At 61.3% G+C, this 21,274-nt stretch carries 11 protein-coding genes; 5 read left to right on the plus strand and 6 right to left on the minus strand.

Going from position 1 to position 21,274, the window contains the following annotated elements:
- Nucleotides 1-88: 88 nt before the first annotated feature.
- The 3 genes from QM649_RS09570 to QM649_RS09580 all read right to left on the minus strand — a co-directional run bounded on the left by QM649_RS09570 (nucleotide 89) and on the right by QM649_RS09580 (nucleotide 4,619).
- The gene (locus QM649_RS09570; RefSeq protein WP_415198807.1) at nucleotides 89-1,258 is read right to left on the minus strand and encodes a tetratricopeptide repeat protein; all 1,170 of its coding nucleotides are present in this window, start codon (nucleotides 1,256-1,258) and stop codon (nucleotides 89-91) included.
- Between the two features lie 146 nt (nucleotides 1,259-1,404).
- Nucleotides 1,405-3,528, minus strand: a complete 2,124-nt coding sequence (locus QM649_RS09575) for a PP2C family protein-serine/threonine phosphatase (protein WP_415198808.1) — start codon at nucleotides 3,526-3,528, stop codon at nucleotides 1,405-1,407.
- Nucleotides 3,529-3,704: 176 nt separating this feature from the next.
- Nucleotides 3,705-4,619, minus strand: coding sequence for a YihY/virulence factor BrkB family protein (locus tag QM649_RS09580; protein ID WP_415198847.1), 915 nt, complete (start codon nucleotides 4,617-4,619; stop codon nucleotides 3,705-3,707).
- Nucleotides 4,620-5,332: 713 nt separating this feature from the next.
- On the opposite strand from QM649_RS09580, the gene xrtE reads away from it, so the two are divergent.
- Together xrtE and QM649_RS09590 are read left to right on the plus strand one after the other, a co-directional pair.
- A complete protein-coding gene (gene xrtE, locus QM649_RS09585; protein WP_415198809.1) occupies nucleotides 5,333-7,006 on the plus strand; it encodes an exosortase E/protease, VPEID-CTERM system in 1,674 nt (557 codons plus the stop codon).
- 334 nt (nucleotides 7,007-7,340) lie between these two features.
- Nucleotides 7,341-7,544, plus strand: coding sequence for a cold-shock protein (locus tag QM649_RS09590; protein WP_415198810.1), 204 nt, complete (start codon nucleotides 7,341-7,343; stop codon nucleotides 7,542-7,544).
- Nucleotides 7,545-7,653: 109 nt separating this feature from the next.
- Here the strand turns inward: QM649_RS09590 and queG are convergent, their stop codons facing one another.
- Nucleotides 7,654-8,805, minus strand: a complete 1,152-nt coding sequence (queG, locus tag QM649_RS09595) for a tRNA epoxyqueuosine(34) reductase QueG (RefSeq protein WP_415198811.1) — start codon at nucleotides 8,803-8,805, stop codon at nucleotides 7,654-7,656.
- A gap of 200 nt (nucleotides 8,806-9,005) precedes the next feature.
- Between queG and QM649_RS09600 the strand changes: the two genes are divergently transcribed.
- The gene (locus QM649_RS09600; RefSeq protein WP_415198812.1) at nucleotides 9,006-9,953 is read left to right on the plus strand and encodes a UDP-glucuronic acid decarboxylase family protein; all 948 of its coding nucleotides are present in this window, start codon (nucleotides 9,006-9,008) and stop codon (nucleotides 9,951-9,953) included.
- A 286-nt stretch (nucleotides 9,954-10,239) separates the two neighbouring features.
- Complete coding sequence (locus QM649_RS09605) at nucleotides 10,240-11,169, plus strand: LysR family transcriptional regulator (RefSeq protein WP_415198813.1); 930 nt, start codon at nucleotides 10,240-10,242, stop codon at nucleotides 11,167-11,169.
- 87 nt (nucleotides 11,170-11,256) lie between these two features.
- Here the strand turns inward: QM649_RS09605 and QM649_RS09610 are convergent, their stop codons facing one another.
- On the minus strand, nucleotides 11,257-14,694 hold the full coding sequence (locus QM649_RS09610) for an FG-GAP-like repeat-containing protein (protein ID WP_415198814.1): 3,438 nt from the start codon (nucleotides 14,692-14,694) through the stop codon (nucleotides 11,257-11,259).
- A 78-nt stretch (nucleotides 14,695-14,772) separates the two neighbouring features.
- Nucleotides 14,773-18,747 carry a protease pro-enzyme activation domain-containing protein gene (locus QM649_RS09615; protein ID WP_415198815.1) on the minus strand — a complete coding sequence of 1,325 codons (3,975 nt, stop codon included), beginning with the start codon at nucleotides 18,745-18,747 and terminating at the stop codon, nucleotides 14,773-14,775.
- 373 nt (nucleotides 18,748-19,120) lie between these two features.
- Between QM649_RS09615 and QM649_RS09620 the strand changes: the two genes are divergently transcribed.
- A complete protein-coding gene (locus QM649_RS09620) occupies nucleotides 19,121-21,274 on the plus strand; it encodes a winged helix-turn-helix domain-containing protein (protein WP_415198816.1) in 2,154 nt (717 codons plus the stop codon).

A 21,274-nucleotide genomic window follows, 5' to 3' on the forward strand; every position in this document is an offset into this window, starting at 1 on the left:
GTCCGGAAGCTTACACCCGGCCTCAGAGCAGGCCGGAATGTCTTCCGTTCAGAATTACGCAATACCGCCCCGTGCAGTTCCCTGCCGATCAATGGCCGGTGTAGGCCGAGTGCTCATATTTCCGGGCCTGGTCGGCCTGCACGCTGTCACCGCCCTCGTCGATCACCGCCTGGTACTCCTGCTTCGCCCGGTCGCGCTGGCTCATCAGGTCATAGACCATCCCCGCCTCCAGCAGGCACCGCCGCTTCAGCTCAGGGCTGACGCCCGGCTCCGCGGCTGCAGCCTGATAAGAGACCACCGCATCAGGGAAGAACTTCTGCCCGCGCTGTGTCTCTCCCAGGCCAAAATAAGCCAGCTCAAGGTGCGAGGACGGGAAGTAATCGGGCTTCTTCGCATCGGCAATGACCACGTGGTACTGGTCGATCGCCTGCCGCCACTGGCCCGCATCCTTCAGAAGGTTTGCTTCCTCGAGATTGAAGAGAAAATCCCGGGGATACTGGTCGGCCAGCCCCTTCGCCATCGCGTAGGCATCGGTATACTTCGCCTCCCTGCGCAGGAAAAGCGTCATCGCCGTCCGCGACTCGACGCTGGTGATCACGCCGCGTGACCCGGCATCGTGCAGCATCTCCATGCCCGTCGTCTTCGAACCGTGAATACCCGCAAACCCCACGATGATCTTGAAGCCGAAAGGCAGAGCCCCCACCACGTACTGGTAGATCCCCACCACCATCTTCGCGTCCACATAGTTCGGGTCGAGCTTGAGCACCTGTTCGTCGTCGTTCTTCGCGCCCAACGCCAGCTTCATGCCCGCACCGAAGCCGCGCTCGACCATTGCGAGATACGTTGCCTCAAGGCTGCGTGCCCAGGCGCGAGCGAAGAGCGCATTCACGTCGTCCGGCTTTGTCTTTAGAACGTCATCGGCCTGTCCGATCGCCTTCTGCGCCAGCTGCTTCACCTGGTCCCGCACTTTCGGATCCTCGGCCACGGTGTGCTTGCCCGTCAGAAATCCGTCGTTCGCGTAAAAGGTCGTATCCAGCAGATCAAGCCGGAAAAGCTCCCGGAAGAGCACCGCATTCAGCACATAATCGGTTGCGATCGCGTCCTGCGGATGCGCCGCCTCGATGGCCTCAAAGCGCGTGAGGGCGCCATCGTAGTCCATCAGGTAGAAGCGGTCGAAGGCCGCCCGCACCTCCGGCTCGTGGTTGAGTGGATTCGTATCCACCGTATCCGCATGCACCGCGACCGCAGTAGCGGTCAAGAGCAGTCCACACAACCACCGGCGTGCCCGAATTCTCTTCGGCTTCAAATCTTTATCCTTTGGGAGGGTTTGTTGACAGCTCAGAGCCATGCGTTTCCCCATTCGTCTCCATAGACGCGGGGGAGCGTTCCCGAGTCGCCTCAGGTTTATTGCTGACGCGCCAGCACCAGGGTGATATCGTCTGGCTGTTCCTGTCCGCCGATCCAGCTTCGCAGCGCCACCATCACCTGCTCGGAGATGGCCGCCAGTGAGAGGTGCCGGTGCCGCCGCACCACCTCCAGCAGCCGCTCCTCACCGAACTCGCCGAACTCGTTCTCCGGCTCCGTAACGCCGTCGCTGTAAGCGATGAGGATGTCTCCCGGCTCCAGTTGCTCGGAGGCCTGCTCATAACTCATGTTGTTCAGCAGGCCGACCACTGTGCCGCCGCAGTCCAGCCTCTTCACCGAATCGTCGGCGCGCAGCAGCAGAGGAGGCAGCTGTCCGCCATTCGAGTAGATCAGCCGCCGCGAGGCCCCCTCATAATGCCCCAGCCAAAGCGTCGCGTACTTCTCCGGCTGCGTGCTGCGGTAGAGATGCCGGTTCAGCAAAGCCAGAATCTTCGCAGGCTCCTCGAAGAGCTCCCCGCAGTCTCCTTCCTCTTCATCTGAATCACGCACAGCTGCATCCCCGGTCGCCGCAACACCCGGAGTCACCAGCTCTTCTCCGGCAAACCGGTAGGCCCGCACCGCCGAGTGCAGGGTCGCCATCAGCAGCGCTGCGGAGATGCCCTTGCCGCTGATGTCCCCGATCGCCAGCCCCACGCTCGAACCGCCGAAGACGAGGAAATCATAGTAATCGCCGCTCACCGTGCGCGCCGGATAGCACGCGCCATGCAGCTCCAGTTTCGGCACCTGCACATTGCCGCGCGGAAAGAGGTTTGCCTGCACCTCCTGCGCGATCTGCAGCTCGCTCTGCAACCGCTGCTTCTCTCTCTGTTCTTCAAGTAAACGTTCAAGAGAGGTCGCCATCGTATTGAAAGACCGGCTCAATGACGCCAGCTGATCGGTACGCTTTACCGTAATGCGATGGGAGAGCTGTCCACGGTCGATGGCTGTCGTTGCGCCATAGAGTTCATCGACCGAAGCGGTAATCGTGCGGTTGAGCCGCACCGCCATGACGAAGGCAAAGAGTTCGATGACGCCGAAGGCGATCGCCACACCGATCAGGCCATCCTGGATGATCGCGGCGATCTTGACGGAGGTGATAAACAGCCGGCGGTACAGCAGCGAGGGCCGGGATGTGACCTGTGCATAGGTCGAATGCGGCTTGCCAGTCGCCCAGTCCATCACGTCGAGCGGCGCAAGGAAGGTCACCGGAATGTCATAGAGATTCTGCGCGGGGGGCAGGTTGCCGCCGCTCACCGTCGAGCGGCGCGCCTCGACCATCTCAACCTCTTTCGCATCCTGCTTCGCCTTATCGGTATCCTGCTTTGCTTTGTTTACAGGCGTACCTTCAGGCTGGAAGCGAAACTCCGTACGCCCCTTGGCATGCGATGCGTTGTCGTCATCGTCGTCGATCCGGATCCCCGGAATCAGCGAAACCTCCCCAAGCCCGTGCGCAATCTGGTCCAGATTCTCGCGGTGCAGAGGACGGCTGGTCACCGCTGTAATCTGGCGATCTCCCAGGGATTCCACATTCACGGCGCGCAGATAGAGTTGGCCGTTCTCGAGCACTACACCGCTGTAGTTCTTCTTCAGCCATTCCGGAAAGATTACGGTGGCCTTCGTCGCGGGGCTCTCGGGAGTCAACGTGAGAGGACGGCCATCTTCAAAGGCCATCACCGACGTGCCTTTGAGCATCTCCGCATTCTCGCTCGACTCGAACACCGGGATGCTCGTACGCTTCGGATCGACCGCGATCGAATGCAGAATGTGGGTCGTAAATCCCTGGTTGGCGGCCGACAGGTCTCCCAGCTCGGACGTCAGTTCCGTGGACGCCGCAAAGATTGCAAACTGCCCCGCGAAGACGTACAGCATGATCGAGGCAAGGGCCACAAAAAGGACGACCGGCGCCAGTCCCATCAATAGATAGGTCACCACCAGCCGGTTGCGGACCTTCCACAGAAGCCGTCCGAAGACCCAGCGCCAGAGCAGCGGGATACAGAAGCCGATCAGCAGCAGGAGCGTGAAGAAGCTGAGTACCTCAAAGATCTCCCGGCCCTGCCCGGGCAGGGCGCGCCCAAAGCTGAGCAGCAGATAGATCACGAAGAGCCAGAACGCGATCCGGTGCACCTTCCCTTGCGGGGGGTCGCGGCGTACGCGTCGAAAAACCGCAATCTCAAAATTGCGAACGTGTCCCATCTGTAGAGTTGAGTGTAGCGGAGAGCCGGTGTGGGCAGAAGACTCATCCTTGGCAATAGACTCACGATTATTAAGTCTCCGCTTCCCCGCTGCCGCATCGCGGATTCTTATCCGCGGCCTTCCTCGCGCGCCCGCTCCACATCCGCCTCGTGGGCCAGCCGAAGCGTATACCGCGTGGCCGAAAGATGCGCGCCTCCCAGCAGCAGAAGCCCCGTCAGGAAAGCCCATAGCATCAGGCTCACCGAAACCGAGAACGGCCCGTAGGCGGATTCAAGATCCATGTGTGGAAGCACCAGCACGTAGAGAGTCTTCGCACCCTCCCACAGCAACCCCATCAGGACCGCGGTCGGCAGCACCGCCCGCACCGGGAGCTTGCGGTTCGGCAGCAGCCAGTAAATGAGGAAGAAGATGCCGATGCTGAATACCGCCGCAGAAGTCCGCAGGACGAGACCACCGGCGAGCCTCACGATGAGCCATTCAGTGTGATTGCGGAAGATCAGCTCCACCAGATGCGTCTGACCGGCGGTGAATGCCACGGAGAAGAGCGCCAGCAGCCCAACGGCAAAGGCCAGCCCCAGCGAAACCGCCTGGTTCAGCAGATACGACCGGTTCTCTGTCACGCCCCACACCCGGTTCAGCGCGACCTCCAGCGGCAGAAACACGCCGGTCGAGGAGATCAGCAGCGTCACGATCGAGATAACCTGCACCTGCCCGCGCGCATGCGCCAGCAGCCCCATGTTTCTCACCACAAAATCCTGGTGAGCCGGCAGGAAGTAGCGCAGCAGGTCGCTCAATACCGCATCCATTCCTGGAGAATGAAAAATCCGGCGTTCGATCGTCCAGACCATCACAATGAACGGAAAGAGTGAGAGGATCGTATTCGCCGCCACGCTGAAGGCGTAGGTGTGCACTTCGCTCTGCGCCAGGTAAAACGCAAGAGCCTTCAGCTGGCCGGCCAGGCCGGAGGGCGCGGGCCGAACTTCATGGGTTGTCTTGGGAATGTTCTGCAGTGAGCCTTCCATACGGGTCAAATCTGGGTATATCCCTGAGGTGTTTTCAGGGGTGCTCTTCTCTTCAGTATGCATTGGAGGGCCGTCGCAGCTTAGGCTACCCCCTCTTCGGGAAGCAGCACCGTACCAGAACTGCCCCTCTTCCCAAGTTACCTCACCATTACCTTTGACTTTCCTTTTTCGCTCATACGGGGGAATCGCTTGCGAAGGAAGTCAGGCATAATCCTGTTGTATTGGCAGAGGGACCGCTCTCCTTCTGGCGACGAGCGTCAGGACATTCCAAAGTGCCGTTCAAAGCTTTTCGGGCCTCCGGATATTGTGTCCGGATCAACGCAACCAGCATGAACCCCGCAGGAAGAGGTTTTCCCGCGGACGGCCTAGACCGTAGAATCTGTGACAGCGCATCTCGTTTCGCTATCTGAGATTCCAAAGACCGGTGAGTGTTGAAATCTTTCTTTTGCGAGCGTGACATGAAGAAGTTCCTCAAACTGCCTCTCCTTACTCTGGGCCTGGCCCTCGGTATGAGCACTGCTGCTCACGCTGATCCGTCCTGGTGGGCTCCGAGCCCTCCGCCTCAGTCCCCGTCACCGGCAACCGCTCCTGAAGTCGACCCTGGCCTCGCGGTCAGCGGTATCACCCTGCTTGCCGGGACCCTTACCGTTCTCCGCGCCCGGCGCCGTAAGTAAGCAGCCGGACCGTCTCTGCTTTTGCTCTCGATGCGTGCCTTGACCGGGATCCTTCGTGCCCAGTCAAACTCCGAGTCAAGGCCGCTGTTCCGCCTGCCTGAGACCTATCTCGGTCGTCTGTACCTGCTGGCCGCCCTCATCACGGCGGATTGCCTCCTTCTGGCCAGCGTTCCAAGACGCGCCCCCATCTTTGGCATCATCGCCCCCTTCGCCGTCGTCAGCTTCGCTGTCTTTGTCGGATTGGGCCGCCGTCGTCTCAGGACTCTCGCAGAATCCCTTCCCTTCCGCCGAGGCTGGTTTTTCTGGCATCTTGCCGGCGTACTCTCCATCTACCTGATGTACTGGATCGCGCCCCGCGGTCCGAAGTACCGCCCGTACGCGCCGCTTGCGCATATCGTCGCGACCACCATCGTCTCCGCCGCCGTCATCCTGCTTGTCTTTGCCTGCATTCCGCTGCGCGCCTGGATGCGTGCGCTCCGCGCGACGAATCCCTTATGGCTGCTTTCCCTCGTCGCCGGCCTCACCGCGGCGCTGATCCGGCAACCCATGCAGAGCCTCTGGGATACATCGACGCTGCCTCATGGAAGAATCCTTCAGATCGTGGCCTTCCGGGCTGTGCACTTTCTGCTCAGCCCGATTCTGCCCGGTGTCGTGGTCGATCCCACGACCTTTATCGTCGGCACCTCCCGCTTCGCTGTTTCGATCGCCGAGCAGTGTTCCGGTATTGAGGGCCTCGGCCTCGTCCTGGTCTTTACCTGCGCGTGGCTGCTCTATCTGCGCCGCGAGACCCGCTTCCCGCAAGCCTTTCTCCTCATCCCGCTCGCGCTCGTTGCCGTCTGGACTCTCAACATCCTGCGCATCGCAGTGATTATTCTCATCGGCAACGCCGGCGCTCCTGCCATCGCCATGGTCGGCTTCCATTCCCAGGCCGGGTGGATCGCCTTCACGCTCGTTTCCCTGGCTTTCTCCATGGCGACGACCCGCATTCCATGGTTCCAGAAGCAGCGCGTAGCAGTCCCGGAGGCCATTGATTCGGGCTCAGTTCCAATGCTGACAAGCGAGCGAACCACCGGCGCAGAATCTCCTGCTACCGCCGCGTACCTCGTTCCCTTCCTTGCCATCCTGGCAGCGTCATTTGTCTCGCGCGCGGCATCCGGATATTTCGAGTGGCTCTATCCGCTGCGGTTTCTCGCCGCCATCGTCGCGCTTTGGGCCTTCCGTTCCGAGTACCGGAAACTTCAATGGAACTTCGGCTGGATGTCGCCTCTCGTCGGCGCCGCCGTATTCGCGTTGTGGATCGCACCGGAGTTTCTCTCCTCTCAACATGAGACGAGCCGTCTCGGTTCGGACCTCGCCACGCTCACGCCCAGTGCACGCTTCGCGTGGATCGCCTTCCGCTGTGCCGCCGCCGTCATCACCGTGCCTATCGCCGAAGAGCTCGCCTTCCGCGGATATCTCGCCCGGCGTCTTATGCGCCGCAACTTCGAGAGCGCTTCCCTCGCCCGGCTGACACCGCTCTCGATTGTGATCTCTTCCGCGATCTTCGGCGCATTGCACGGCGCGCAGTGGATGGTCGGCATCTTCGCCGGCGTTGCCTTTGCGCTGCTCGCGCGCTGGCGCGGACGCATCGGCGACGCAGTAATCGCGCACGCCACCAGCAATGCACTCCTCGCTCTATGGGTATTGGTCCGTCACGACTGGTCGCAGTGGTAGTGAACCAGTAAAACGATTTCGCTCGGCCCTCTTTCGAGCGAGTACCGACGGACATTGACCTTCCGTAATCAATTCATTCTTAAGCCATAGAGCTGTAAATTTTTCTTGCTTCGCCGTTCGTTTCCTGCCATAACAGGAGCACCCATAACTCCTTCGGGAGTTATAGGTTCCCTGAGAGGCCAGTCTTCTGCAGGAGTAACTTTCGGCGTTCAACACTGCCACCTGATACACGCTGCTGCATGGCTATCGGCTACGGTCGCCGTCGCCCCATCCGTGTATCCCAGGCTTTGTTGATCACGCAAGACGGATCTGCCCAACATAAGGAGTCGATGTTATGGAACGTGGCGTAGTGAAGTGGTTCAACGGCGCAAAAGGCTATGGGTTTATTCAGCGGTCCACCGGCGAAGATGTATTCGTGCATTTCTCCGCCATCCAGGACACTGGATACAAGACATTGAATGAAGGCGAAGCCGTCGATTTCGAGTGCCAGCAGGGACCGAAGGGTCTCAACGCGGCAAACGTCGTTCGCGGCAGCTAATTCCAAGACGGCGGCAGCTGTCTCAGTCGTCCATCTCGTCTTTATTCCTCCCCAATGACTTATCGAAGGAAACGACGATAGGCCGGACATATACCTTTTGCGGCCTCCATCAGGAGGCCGTTTGTGTTTTCTCTCCGAGCTGTTCCAGAGCCCATGCGGCGGCGTTGCGCAGCCCTTCGTCCTCCGTGCCCAGCCATGCACGCAATTGCGGCAGATATTCCTCCCGCCCGCTGTTCCCCATGGCGATAGCCACGTTGCGCAGGAAGCCATCGTATTTCGCGCGCTTGACCGGAGAGCCGAAGAACCACCGCCCGAAATCCGCCTCGCTCATCGCTCCCAGCCAGTCGAGCGCCGGATTCATCAGCTCCTGCCTCGGAATCAGCTCCGCATCATTCACCAGCGGAGCTTTCCGGTTCCACGGACAAACCTCCTGGCAGATATCGCAGCCGAAGACATTTCTTCCGATTCCTGTCCGCAGATCGACCTCGCCTTCTCCGCCCTCGATCACGCCACGCTTTTCGATCGTGAGATACGCGATACACCGCGAAGCGTCCATCCGGTAGGGCGTCAGCGCATCGGTAGGACATGCATCGATACAGCGCGTGCAGCTGCCGCAGCGGTCCTGCGCCATCACCGCGACGCTGTCCTCTGCGACCTCGAGCGAGGTCATCAGCACACCGAGAAACATCCAGGAGCCCTTGCCCTGGCTGATCATGCAGGTGTTCTTGCCCGTCCAGCCCAGCCCGGCGTAGCGCGCATACACGCGCTCGACAATCGGGCCCGTATCCACGAAAGCCCGCGACTCGAAGGGTCCATGCTCCTGCTGAAGACGGTCTTCAATGGCCTTGATTCGCTTCAGCAGGACCTTATGGTAGTCGGACGGCCGCAACCGTTCGTCATCTTCGCCGCCCTGCTGACCCGCCTTCTGTCCGGACCAGGCATACCGTGCGATCCATGCGCTTCCTCCCGGCGCGGGATCGATCGATCGCACTGGAGCGCCGTTGTAGTTGGCCGCGCAAACGATCACCGATTTCGCCCAGGGGAAGACAGCCCGTATCGAACTGCGTAATAGCTCTCCGTCTTCATTGCGGCGCTTCAGATACTCCATTTCGCCTGCGGCCCCGGAGGCGATCCAGTGCTCGAAGCGCTGGCGCTCCTCTGCCGACTGCGCGGAATCTGCGGGTGGGACCTCGGCCACGCCCCCAAGGGAAAAGCCGCACTCCTCGGCCAGCCTTTGAATGTGTTCCCGCCGCAGTTGCATTCTCTCAGCCTGCCATAAGCGTGAAATTCGTGTTCCCGGAGCGCTCCCTCAGACATTCCCGGATTGCTCTTTCCTAAGCGCTTTCTTACACTTGAACTTAGAAGCACTTTTACCTGACCTCCGCTCCTTCCCCCTTTCCACGCGTGCATATCGCCGTGTAAACGACTAACGAACTTTTTCGATCAGGTTATATAGAGCCCATGCGCATACTCATCACCGGAGTCGCCGGTTTTCTTGGATCCCACCTCGCCGATGCCCTGCTCGCCGAAGGGAACAGCATTATCGGCGTTGACAACCTTTGCACCGGCTCACTTGCCAACCTGCGCCACCTCGAGCACGAGTCGCGCTTCGAATTCCGCGAGGTGGACATCTGCAAGCCCTTCGATCCCGGCGCGGTCGATTACGTCTTCAACTTCGCGTCCCCTGCCAGCCCTGTCGACTATCACCGCCTCGGTGTGGAAACACTCGACGTAGGCTCGAATGGAACCCGTAATGCACTCGAAGTCGCGAAGAAGTACAGCGCGAAGTTCCTTCACGCCTCCACCTCCGAGTGCTATGGCGATCCCTCCGTCCATCCGCAGACGGAAGACTACTGGGGCAACGTGAACCCCGTCGGCCCGCGCTCGGTCTACGACGAGGCCAAGCGCTTCTCCGAGGCCCTGACCACCGCCTACAACCGCTATTACAACGTCGATACGCGCCTGGTCCGCATCTTCAACACCTACGGACCGCGCCTGCAGAAGAACGATGGCCGCGTGATCTCGAACTTCGTCGTCCAGGCGCTGAAGGGGGAAGATCTCACCGTCTACGGCGAAGGCAACCAGACGCGCAGCTTCTGCTATGTCGCCGACGAAATCGCCGGTATCCTCGGCCTCTCACGCTCCGACGAGCACACCCCGGTCAACATCGGCAACCCACATGAGTGGACCATCCTCGAGTGCGCCAAGGCCGTGCTCAAGGTGACCGGCTCGAAGAGCAAGGTCATCTACCAGCCGCTGCCGCAGGACGACCCCATGCAGCGCAAGCCCGACATCTCGAAGGCCCAGCGCCTCTTCGGCTGGGAGCCCAAGATCGACCTCGAGACCGGCCTAAAACTCAGCCTCGAGTACTTCCAGTCCACCATCGATCAGGAAGCCGCCAAGGCCTGACCACACACCGCCCCGCGCCGTCACAGATGAGCGCGGGGCTTTTCATTGCAACCGGCCCGATCCTGATCACCGGGAGCATCCTTCAGCCGGATTGCGTGCGCGATGTGCACCAGGACGCCGGAGCCCGGACAGCCAGTCCTTTCAATCCCTAAAAGTTTTCTTTATGCTTGCAGTAACTTTTGCAAGCGAAAGATCTGCCCACGACTTTCCCGGCAACTTCCCTCTGTTGTCTGCGCTTGAAGTGTCACCGGCCGGTCTTCTTCGCGGATGAGGATGCGAGCCGGGCATGGATTTTGAGCAACTACGCACGTTTCTGGAAGTCTGTCGCCTGCGGAGCTTTTCCCGTGCGGCAGAAAAGCTGATGGTCACACAGCCGGCCATCTCCGCCCAGATCCGCACGCTCGAGAATGAAGTCGGAGCTCGTCTCTTCGACCGTGATGGTGGGAAGGTCACCTTCACCGCCGCGGGCAAGGTCTTCGAACCCTTCGCCGAGCATTGCCTCCAATGTCATAACCACATCATGGTGGCCATCGGCGAACTGCATCGCTCGCCGCGCGGCGAAATCTCCGTCTCGGCCAATGAAGCCACCAGTCTTTATGTTCTGCCCACGGTCTTCGCGCAGTTCAAGCGCCAGTATTCGCGCGTGGGGCTTAGCATCGTCCGCGCAGACCGCGCCCGTACGCTCGAATCCGTGCTCAACCGCGAAGTCGATTTCGGCGTCGTCTCCCTGCCGCTGAAAGATCCCAGGCTGCTCGTCGATCCCATCCATCGCGACGAAATCGTCCTCGTCGCGCCCAAGAATCACTCGCTGGCCGCGCGTGACTCGGTAAAGTTCCCTGAGATTCTTCAGCACCAGCTGCTGCTCCCCAAGCAGGGACGCCAGCGTGAACTCATCGAAGACCTCTTCCGCAGCTACGATGTGCATCCCCGCGTGGCCATGGAAGTCGAATCGAGCGAGCTGCTCAAGCGGCTGATCGTGGCCGGTCTCGGCATGGGCTTCCTGCCGCGCAGCAACGTGACGACGGATGAGAAGGCGGGTCTCGTGCAGTTGATTCGCCTTGAAGGCGTGCGCCTCAGCCGCGAACTCGCCCTCGTCTTCCGCAAGGACAAGACACTAACCCGCGCTGCGCATGCGTTCCTTGAGATCGCGACCGGCCGCGCGCGTCCTCACACGCCACCGGCTCCGCCCACGGCGAAAGGACGCCAGGCGAAGTAGCCCGTCGACGCCTCGCACAACAAATTCCAGAAACAAAAGAAGCCGCCCAGGTCTGAGACCTGGGCGGCCTTTTCGTGCACAAGTGAACTATTGAATGGTCATCTTCACGGTTGCCGTCTGCGCCGAACCCATATTGCTCGGAGGCGTCGCGGTTACGGTAATCGTGTAGCTGCCTTTGGTTGCAGTGTTCACAGGAGTATCTCCGCATCCTGTCAGACCCGCCGCGCCGCTGATCAACAGCACCAGCAGCGAGAGCATGCCCAGGAAGCGTCGGCGTGTCTTGCGGCCGATGAAGAGACCAGCCAGGGCCGCAAGGCTGAGCGCTCCCGAGGTGAACGGACTCGACAGCGGTCCTGCAGGCGTCTCCAGTGCCGACTTCGCCGTGGTCGTGGTGACCACCAGCGTCGCCGTTGCCTGGCCGCCGCCGGTCAGGGTTACGCTGCTCGGGCTTACGGAGCAGGTGCTGTCCGCCGGCGCACCGGAGCAGGCCAGCGAGACTGCGCCGCTGAAGGTTTCATTCGCCGCCAGCGCCAGCGTCACAACGCCAGTCTGCCCACGCGTCACGCTCAGCGTCGTCGACCCCGCGGAGAGCGAGAAGGCTGGAGTCAGCGCGGAGACAGCCACAGCCGTAGCCGAAGACGTTGCCGGGTTGAAGTTGGAGTCGCCGGTGTAGACCGCGGTAAAGCTGTGCGAACCCACCGCCAGAGCACTCGAAGAGAAGGTTGCCGTACCGCTCGAGATACCCACCGTCTCCAGCAGCGTGGAACCGTCGTAGAAGGAGATCGAGCCGGTCGGCGTCGGACGCGAGCTCATCGCTGCGCTGATGGTCGCGGTAAGCGTCACGGACGAGCCGAAGGTGCTGGAGGAGGCCGAGCTCGTCAGCGCCAGGTTCGTGCCGCCCTGTCCGAGGTAGAGAGCCGCACCGTAGCCGGTCTGCACGATGAAGTCTGGCGCGTTATCCGAATAGAAGCTGCCCTGGAAGACATTTTCGGAATCGAGCGACTCCAGCGTGTTGACAGGCGGCGCAAAGGCTCCGCCGCCCTCACCCAGCAAGGTCGCAAGACCGTAGTAGGTCTTCGGCTGGCCGGGCGTGTTGTAAAGCGCGAGCACCAGGTCCGGAATGCCGTCGCCGTTTACGTCCGTCAGCAGGCCGCTCAGGAAGAAGTTGTCGTTGCCGATCTGCGAAGGTGCGCCGAAGGTCAGATCGCCGTTGCCCGGAAGCAGAAGAGCACCGGCAGTGACGTAAGCATCCGTGTCAGTGACCTCACCCTCGGTGAGCAGGATGAGATCCGGCTTGCCGTCCTGGTTATAGTCGCCCGCGATCACCTGACTCACGGCGTAGTTTGTGTTCACCGATGTGCCTGCGCCGAAGGTGCCGTCACCGTTGCCCGGAAGCACGTCGACGGCAAAGGTGCCGCCCACCTGGAAAGGCTCATCGTTGAGGATGAGGTCCGGCATGCCGTCCAGATTCACGTCGCTGATCGCAGCCGAATAGAGCTCCGTACCGTATGCCGTGAAGACCGGCGCGTTGAACTTGCCGCTGCCCGCATTCAGGATCACGAAGTATCCGGAGGCGTTGCTGCCCGTGCTGCCGCAACCGGCGTCACCGGGATACGTGATGACGATATCCGTTGCGCCGTCGCCGTTCAGATCGCCAGCCGCGGCATAGGTCAACTCGCAGCTCAGGGCAGGCAGCCCAAGAGAGACAGGCGCCTGGAAGGTGCCGTCACCATTTGAGAACGCGACCGAAGCTGATCCGTCGCTGCCGGCGATCAGCAGATCCTGCAGGCCGTCGCCATTGAAGTCCGCCTGGACCGGCTGAACATAGCCAAGGTTCGTGAGTTGGCTCGCAGTCAGCCCTACTTTATAAGTGAAGTTCCCCTTGCCGTCGCTCAACGCGCTTTCGATCGCACCATTCTCGTCGACAAAAATCGGGCTGGTTACGCCCTTCCCCTGCACGTCGATCGCATCCTCAAGATCGATGTCGAATGGAGACTGCAGCGTGTCCAGCGAGGAGACCATCGTATCCGCGCCATCGAAGCTGCCCTTGCCGTTGCCGGTGTAGAGCGAGAGCTGCTTGTAATCCCCACCCAGGCTTGCGATATCTGTAAAGCCGTCGCCGTTAAAGTCGGCCAGCGCGAGCCCCTGGATGCCGGTCGCATCCTGCACGTAGAGACTGCCCTGTCCCGGATGCGTGAACGTTCCATCGCCCTTGCCCGGCCAGATGCTCAGAGGTCCGTCGGACAGAATCATGTCCGGCACACCGTCGCCGGTCACATCGGCATAGACGTACTGGCTGGCCGAGCCGGCGTTCGGGGTCTCAGTCACGGTGCCAAATGAGCCGTTGCCCTCACCCAATACCGCGTAGATGTTGGTGTCACCCGCCGTGTCCATCGAGTCCGCGATCAGATCGGGATTGCCATCGCCATTAAGATCGGTGATCTGCACACCCGCGGAGGTCACGATGAGAAACGGGAAGCCAGGAATCGGCGCAACCGGGACCGTGATCGGATCGTTTGCATTGATTGCCGAGAAAGTACCGTCGCCGTTGCCGGTCGAAACCGAGACCACGATCTGGCCGGATGACTGCGTAAGGTATTCCTCGAATTCGAGGGCGATATCGAGCTTGCCGTCCTTGTTGATATCGCCGAGCGTGATGCCGTAGTTCGCAGTGAACTCGACCGTGGCCGGAACGCTGACCGTCTGCGTGAGAGCCGTCGTAGCATTTGCGAAGGTGCCGGAACCGGTGCCGAGATAGCTCTGCACGGTGACGTTGCTCGGCTGGTTGAAGTCGGAAGCGACCGTCACCGCATCCGGAATGCCGTCGCCGTTCACATCGCCAATCGCAATCGAGCCGATCTGGCCATAGTTGCTGTTGAGAGAAGTCTGTATCGGCGAAGAGAAGGTGCCGTTCTTCAGGTTCAGATAGGTGAGAAGCAGGTTGTTCTCTGCGTCGAAGACAACAATATCGGTGTAGCCGTCATTGTTGACGTCCGCCGCGAAGGACTGCTCTACCTCGGTGGAGGAGTAGTTCGGGTTAGTGTAGGACGCAATCGCCGCGAAACTGCCGCTGCCGTTGTTCAGCAGAATATTCAGCGTGCCGTCGTTGAGGACCACCGCCGCATCGGGCTTGCCATCCTTGTCATAGTCGGCCGTCAGCACCGCGGAGACACCGCAGTTGTAGGGATCGACATTACACGAAGATTCGAGCCGCGCCGGCACATACGCCGGAGTCAGATAGCCTCCGAAGTTCGGCACCGTGAGGCCGCTCGAAGCCATGCTGGTAATCGCATCGCTGACCGCGTTCTGAGCGCTCTTCGCAGAGACAGCCTTCATCCGCTGTGCGATCTGCGGGAGAAAGATCTTCTGCATCGGCGTGCGCGCCTTGAGTGGCGCTGTCTTCTGTACCGTGGTGACAGATGTCGGATGCGGCGGTATCAGCCGCGTGGGCGTGGTGGCAGCAGCTGCGATTCCTGCGAACGCAGCCAGATGCAATGCGAAAAAATGCCTGAGCTTCTTCGACACAGTGGCCTCTCTCAGCGAAGAAAATGTGGAGAAATGGTGGGGATGGAGCGGCGTGTGCAGGCGAACCTGCACACGCCCTTAGTTCACTGTCAGCGTGACTGCCGTGGAGCCGGTGATCTTGCCAGTTGCCGCGTCCGTACCCGTGACCGTCACCGTGTAGGCGCCGGCTGTCGTGCCCGTGGAACCGCCGCTGCTGCCGGAGCCCGAAGATGATCCGGACCCGGTGCTCGAAGTGGAGGAAGACCCGGCGCCGCAACCCGTGATGGCTACTGTTCCAATCAGCAGAACGAGGGCCCCCAGATACCCAGCCCACCGACGACGGCGCGGAAGCCCCAGGAAGAGCAGGGTCGCAAGCGCCGTCCCTGGAATTCCGAAGCGGATCGCCCGCACCGCTCCGCTGGTCGCAGGTGTGGTCGTCACGGTGAGTGTTGCCGAGGCTGCGCTGCTGCCGGACACCGTCACCGAAGTCGGCACACTGCATGTCGGCGCATCGGTGGGGCTGGTCAGCGAGGTTGTCACTGCGCAGCTCAGATTCACCGCGCCAGTAAAGCCGCCCGCAGGTGTCACGCTGATCGTCGACGTGTTCCCCGTAGTCGCGCCCGGAGCAATGGTGATGCCGCCGCTGTTCGCCAGTGTGATGCCCTGCTGCGTCGAGACAGGCGATGTCACCGTCAGGTTCACCGTTGCGGTCTTGGTGATCTTGCCAGTCGAGGCGTCCGTTGCAGTCACCGTGATCGCATAGCTGCCTGCGGTAGTGGTGCTTTCAGTCACCGCCGTGAGAGCTGCAGTCATCGGTGTCGTGCCGGTGATGTTTACTGTCGAAGGAATGCTGCAGGTTGCAGGGTTGCTGGCGCTCGCCGGCTCACTCGACACTGCGCAGCTCAGATTCACCACGCCGGTAAAGCCGTTCGACGGAGCCACCGTAATCGTAGAGGTGTCGCCCGTGGTTGCGCCTGCCTGCACGTTGATCGAACCGGTAGTGGTCAGCTGGAATGCGGCTTCAGCCACCGTCAGCGTTGCAGTTCCGGTCGAGCCGGCATAGTTGTTGTCACCACCGTAGGTCGCGGTGATGGTGTTGGTTCCCGAAGCAAGGCTGCTTCCCTGCAGGGTCAGCGTGATGGCAGCGGCCACGCCCGTGTCGCCGTAGCTCTGCTGCAGTGAGCTCGTAGTTTCGACGGTCGTACCGTTCACCGCGATCGTCAGCGTGCCCGTGGGATACGCGCCCACGCTGGACGTGTTCACCTGGATCGTGATCTTGTCCGACTGCGTGGAACTGAGCGAGGTGGATGCGGGCACAACCGCAACCGACGTCACGCCCTTCACCACCGTGAAGTTCACCGGGGTGCTGCTGCTGGCGTTGTAGCTGGCGTCGCCCGAGTAGTTCGCCACCAGCTTGTGCGTGCCGGGTGCGAAGACTCCCGTATACGCCGTGCTCGGGCTCTCGAAGAACGCCTCGTTCGTCTGGTTGATGCCGAGCGCAGCGCCGACAGCCGTGCCGTTATCCGTCAGAGTGACCGTGCCGGTCGCAATGCCCTGCGTGCTTGCACCTTCCGCCTTGCCCTGGATCGTGGCATCGGCGAGCAGATACGAACCGTAAGGCACATTCGAGAGACTGGTGAGCGGCGTAGTCGTATTGTCCGCGCTGTAGAACGTGGTGGAGAGGTTCGTCGTGCTGTCTTCCGCGTTCACCGTGACCTGGATTCCCGGGTCCGAGGTGCTGGCCGCATCCGAAGTATCGCCACTGTACTGCCCGTAGACCGTGTAGGTACCGCCGGGCAGCCCGTTATAGCTGATCGACCCCACACCGCCAGTCAGCGGGATGGCGATCTGTCCGTTGTTCAGCACGCCGTTGGTGTTCTCGTTCGCCGTATCCACGATTGCCACAGCGCCCGTCGCCGTCGTGGGCGAGACGTTTGCCTTGAAGGTGAGCGACGTGCCGTGCGTGACCGTGAGGGAAGACATCGATCCGTTGATGGTGAATGCCGTGCTGGTGCTGGCCAGCGTGGCCGATGCCCAGTTGTTTACCAGCTGCGTCGCATCCACGCTGCCCAGGCCCGATGCAAGGTCGTATCCCGTGCCCGCGTCATAGCCGGTCAGGAAGCCGTTGTCGCCGCAGTTGGGCGAACCGCTGGCGCACACCACCGAATTGTCGCCCTCAGTAATGTCGTGGAAGATCGTGGAGTAGTTCGACTGCGCCAGCTGGTAGAGGACGTAGTTCGCCTGGCCCAGGCGCGAGCCGGTCTTCTGCTCGATCAGCGCCAGCATGCCTGCAAAGGCCGGGGCCGCTGCCGAGGTTCCACCCACGCCGGTGAAGGTCGAGCTGCTGGTGAACTGCCCATCCGTCGTCTGGCAGTCCGCACCTGTACCCTCGCTGCCTGTGGCCTGGGGATCGGCGCAGATGACCCACACCGCACCATAAAGGCCGTTCGCCGCGAGGAACGAGACGTCAGGAATATCGCGCACGCCGTCGGTCGGGGTAAGCGATCCCTGAAAGGCGGGCTTCGCATAGCCGCTCTGGCAGGTCACCGAACCGTCCGCATTCGTCACCGAGTTTACGCAGCTGCTCTCGCCGCCACTGCCCGCAATGATGTTCGTCCCGCCGTTGTCGAGCGCCACGTTCGAAGCCGTGTTCTCGTTGGGATAGGTGGAATCGTTCCACGGCTCTTCCGGAATATAGGAGAGCGCGGTCCGGTAATACGGCGAGACACCACTGGTCGGATTGCCGCCGCTCTCGTCCTGCACGTACGTTGTGAAGCCATTCAGCAGAACATCAAAATCCGTGCCACCCACCGCGATGTTGTAGGGCGTCGAGGCCAGGCCATTCACCGCAAGCCCGTTCTCTGCCTCGGTCGAAGCATCCGAATCGCAGCCGGCTGAGCCGCTGTCGCCCGCCGAGACCGTCACGCTGATGCCCTGGGCCGCGGCCTGCTGCATCATTTCGCTGATCAGCTGGTTGCCGGAGGTGCCGAATTCGGCCTCGCAGGCGCCAAAGCTGATGTTGAGGATGCTGACCGTGTTGTCGCTCACCGCGCGATAGATGGAGTCGATCAGTCCCGACTCCAGCTCCGTATCGGAGGACGTATAGAAGTAGACCTTCGCCTTGGGCGCGATGCCGCCGGCAACCTCGACGTCCAGCAGTGCCTCGCCCTCGTCGCCGTTGATGCCCGGATCGTTACCGTCCACGACGACCTGCGGCACATTCGCACTCGACGACGTCTCGTTCAGGAAGGCCACGCGGTAGTTCGTAACGTCGCCGATCGTGATGTTCGAGTCGCCCGCGACGCCGATGTTCACACCGGTGCCGTCATAGGTCGTGCCGGTATAAGCCGGATTCAGCGTGGCGTTCGGTGTGTCGTAGATCGTCGCCGCATCCGCTGGATCGACATATAAATAAGGATTGCCGCTGGAGTCGAAGAGCGTCAGATCCGGCTGAATCGCCTTGCTCGAAGTGTCGAAGTGCGCCTTCGAGCTGAACTTGGCCTGCGATACAGGACGGAAATCGTGCAACGGTCCAACGCCGGAGATCACGTTGCCGAGCGCTGCGGGAATCTGCGGATTGAGTGTGTTTGCGAAGTGCGACCTGCCGCCTACCTCGAAGACATGCATCGGCGTATGGAACGCCGATTCCACCTGCCCGAAGTCTCCCGAGAACTCGATCAGGTTGCGCGCGGGAGAGACCGACTCGACCTTCAGGCCTTCCGCGGCCAGCCATTGCTCCACCGTCGCAAGGTCCGCATCGGAGATGCCAAACTTCGTTCCGTATTCCGAGGGGGTGAGCCACTTGTGATAGCTGGCCGAATGCGGGTTCTGAACGTCGGCCAGGTACTGGGTCAGCGCCATCTGCTGGGCGCGGCTGCGCTTGAGGATCAGCTGCACCTTGCCGGTAGAAGTAGAGGCAGGCGCTACGCCCCGGTCATTTCCGGCCACAGCCAGCGGATGTACATTTCCGGGCAGTGTCACCAGCTTTGTATCTGAAACAGGAGCGGTAATGCGTGAGGCCACCGTCTGCGCCGACACCGGCAGGAGAGACGTGGCAAACAATGTGCCGAGCACAAGACCAGCAGACTTGATACATCTGAGCAAAGCCGGATAACACATAGACCGATCCTTCAGACACTGCCCCGGACAGGTTGCGGGCATACACACCGGAGGCCGGTGCGCGCTCGGAAACCTCGTACAGGGCATGGGGTCGTAATAATGTGGCACCAGCCTAAGAACCATCCGGTTGGAAGACAATGCAGGGAAGGTTTTGTTTTCCTAAAAGAAACCTCTCATCGGAAATATCCGGATATCAATCACTTACAACGAAATCTAGTAAGCACACCCGATGAAAACAGAATTCAACATCGTGTTAGAATTCGCATACCGCGAAGATTTTTTGGAGAATTTCACGATCCCGGGCGCGATCCGCCCTGTGTCGACGTCTATGCCGAAACAGGTATTCGCTTTCTCTGAGTACACATACGATTGCGATACCGGCACGCTGACGCGCAGGAATCGAAACACACGCCTGCCGGAAAAGACCGCGCGGCTGCTGGAGCTTCTCCTCGAACGCGCCAACTCCCTCGTAAGCCGCGAAGAGCTCCGCCAGAAGCTGTGGCCCGGCGAAGAGTTTCTCGATTACGACCAGGGCATCAACGTCGCGGTCAACCGGCTTCGCAACGTCCTTCGCGAAAGCTCACGCAATCCCCAGTTCCTTCGCACCATCCCCAAGCGTGGATACAGTTTCTGTGGCGACGTCCGCCTGCTGCCCGCCGAAGCTGCACTGCGATCAGCGGGCATCGCACCTGCAGGCCGCGCGTCGCGTGAGGCTGCGGAAGCCCTGCGCGATGTTCATGACGCACCGGAAACATCATCTTCCGGGAAGACAGTTCCCCTCCCCGCTTTCGCACGGAATTCCGCAATAGCTCCTCCACCGGAGATTCTCGTCCCTCAACCTGACGCTGCGTCTTCTTCCTCCGGAACCGCGCTGCCTGCCATCGCGCAACCGTCCGAACCCGCTCCGTGGGCAGTAGCCACAGCTGTCGTGCCCTCGCCGCAACTCCCCGTCGACCCGCCGCAGACTCGACATCGCCGGACAGGCTGGCTCGTTGCCGGACTTCTTCTTTTGCTGATCGTCGCCGGAATCGCCGGCGTGCTACTCCTGCGTCGCCATCCGGACGCCGCCCACATTCTCCGCCTGGGCATCGCGCCCCTCCGCGTCGAAGGCGGCGCGGATGCCCGCGAAGCAGCCGAAGACTTCCGCCTCCAGCTCAGCGACGCGGTCTCTCGTCTGCCCAGCGTCCAGGTGCCTGCTGCCGGCGCGTTCTCAACTTCGAACGCCACGGATATCCCCCACATCTCCAGCGAATTGCACCTCGACGACCTGCTGCTCGGCCGCCTCAGCCAGCAGGGAGACCAGTACGACCTGAAGTTCGAGCTGGTGCGCGCCACAGACGCGACGCACCTCGCATCCTTTGAATACAGCGGTCCGCGCAAGGATCTGCCGGCCATCAGCGACCGACTGCAGCAGGACATCTTCCACTACCTGCAATCGCGCGCCGCCACCGTGCAGACCATCAAAGGCAGCACCAACGATCCACAGGCCTACGAGCTCTATCTGCAGGGCGTGTATCACATGCTCGAGCGCGATCCCGAGTCGCTCAACCGCTCGATCGAAGAATTCCGCCAGGCCACGGCGCGCGACCCCAGCTTTGCAGCCGCGTATGCAGGAACAGCCACCGCCTATCTCAAGCTCAGCGCCTATGACACGTCCCCACGCGACGGCTTGCTGAGCAAAGCCGAGAGCTTCGCCGAAAAAGCAGTCAAGCTGGATCCCCTGTCCGCACAGGGCCACGCCGTACTCGGCTCAACCGCCTACAAGCAGGACCGGGACTTCAAGCGTGGCGAGGCTGAGCTGCGCAAGGCTATCCAGCTCGACCCTACCCAGGCCACCTACCGGGACTGGCTCTCTGTGCTCTTTGTCGAGGAAGGCCGTTTCGACGAAGCCCTCGAACAGCTCAACCAGGCGCAGACGAACGCGCCTTTCTGGCCGTCGGTCTATGCCATGGAGGGTTTGGTCGGCGTCTACGCCCGGCGAGATCCTATCGCCCTGCGCGCCGCCCGCCGCTATGTCGACCTGCTCCCCGACCTGCCCATCGCGCACAACACGATGGCATGGGTCTACTTCGAAACCGGGCACTATAAGGAAGCGATCGACGAGTGGCACCAAATGGCGCTGCTGCAGAACAATACCGAGCGCGCCGAACTGGAAACCCGCGGCATGGAGGTCTTCCGCACCGGAGGCATCCGCGCGTATGCGGAGCTGCGCCTCGATGCCATCCGCAATCAGCGCGGCGTGGGACAGGTGAACGACTTTATGCCGGCCGAGTGGTATGCCTGCGCAGATAAACGCGAGGAAGCGCTCAACGAGCTCGATCATCTGGCTGCGGCCAACGATGCCTATATGCTCCACGCGGGCGTCGATCCGCTGTATGACTCCTTCCACCAGGACCCACGCTTCCTCGCCATTCTTTCCCGCGCCGGCGTGACCATTCCTCCATCCCTTCGGAACGTAAACTCACACCTCTGCGGAAACTGA

Origin of the sequence: Silvibacterium sp., assembly GCF_047605705.1 — a bacterium.
GTDB lineage: Bacteria > Acidobacteriota > Terriglobia > Terriglobales > Acidobacteriaceae > Silvibacterium.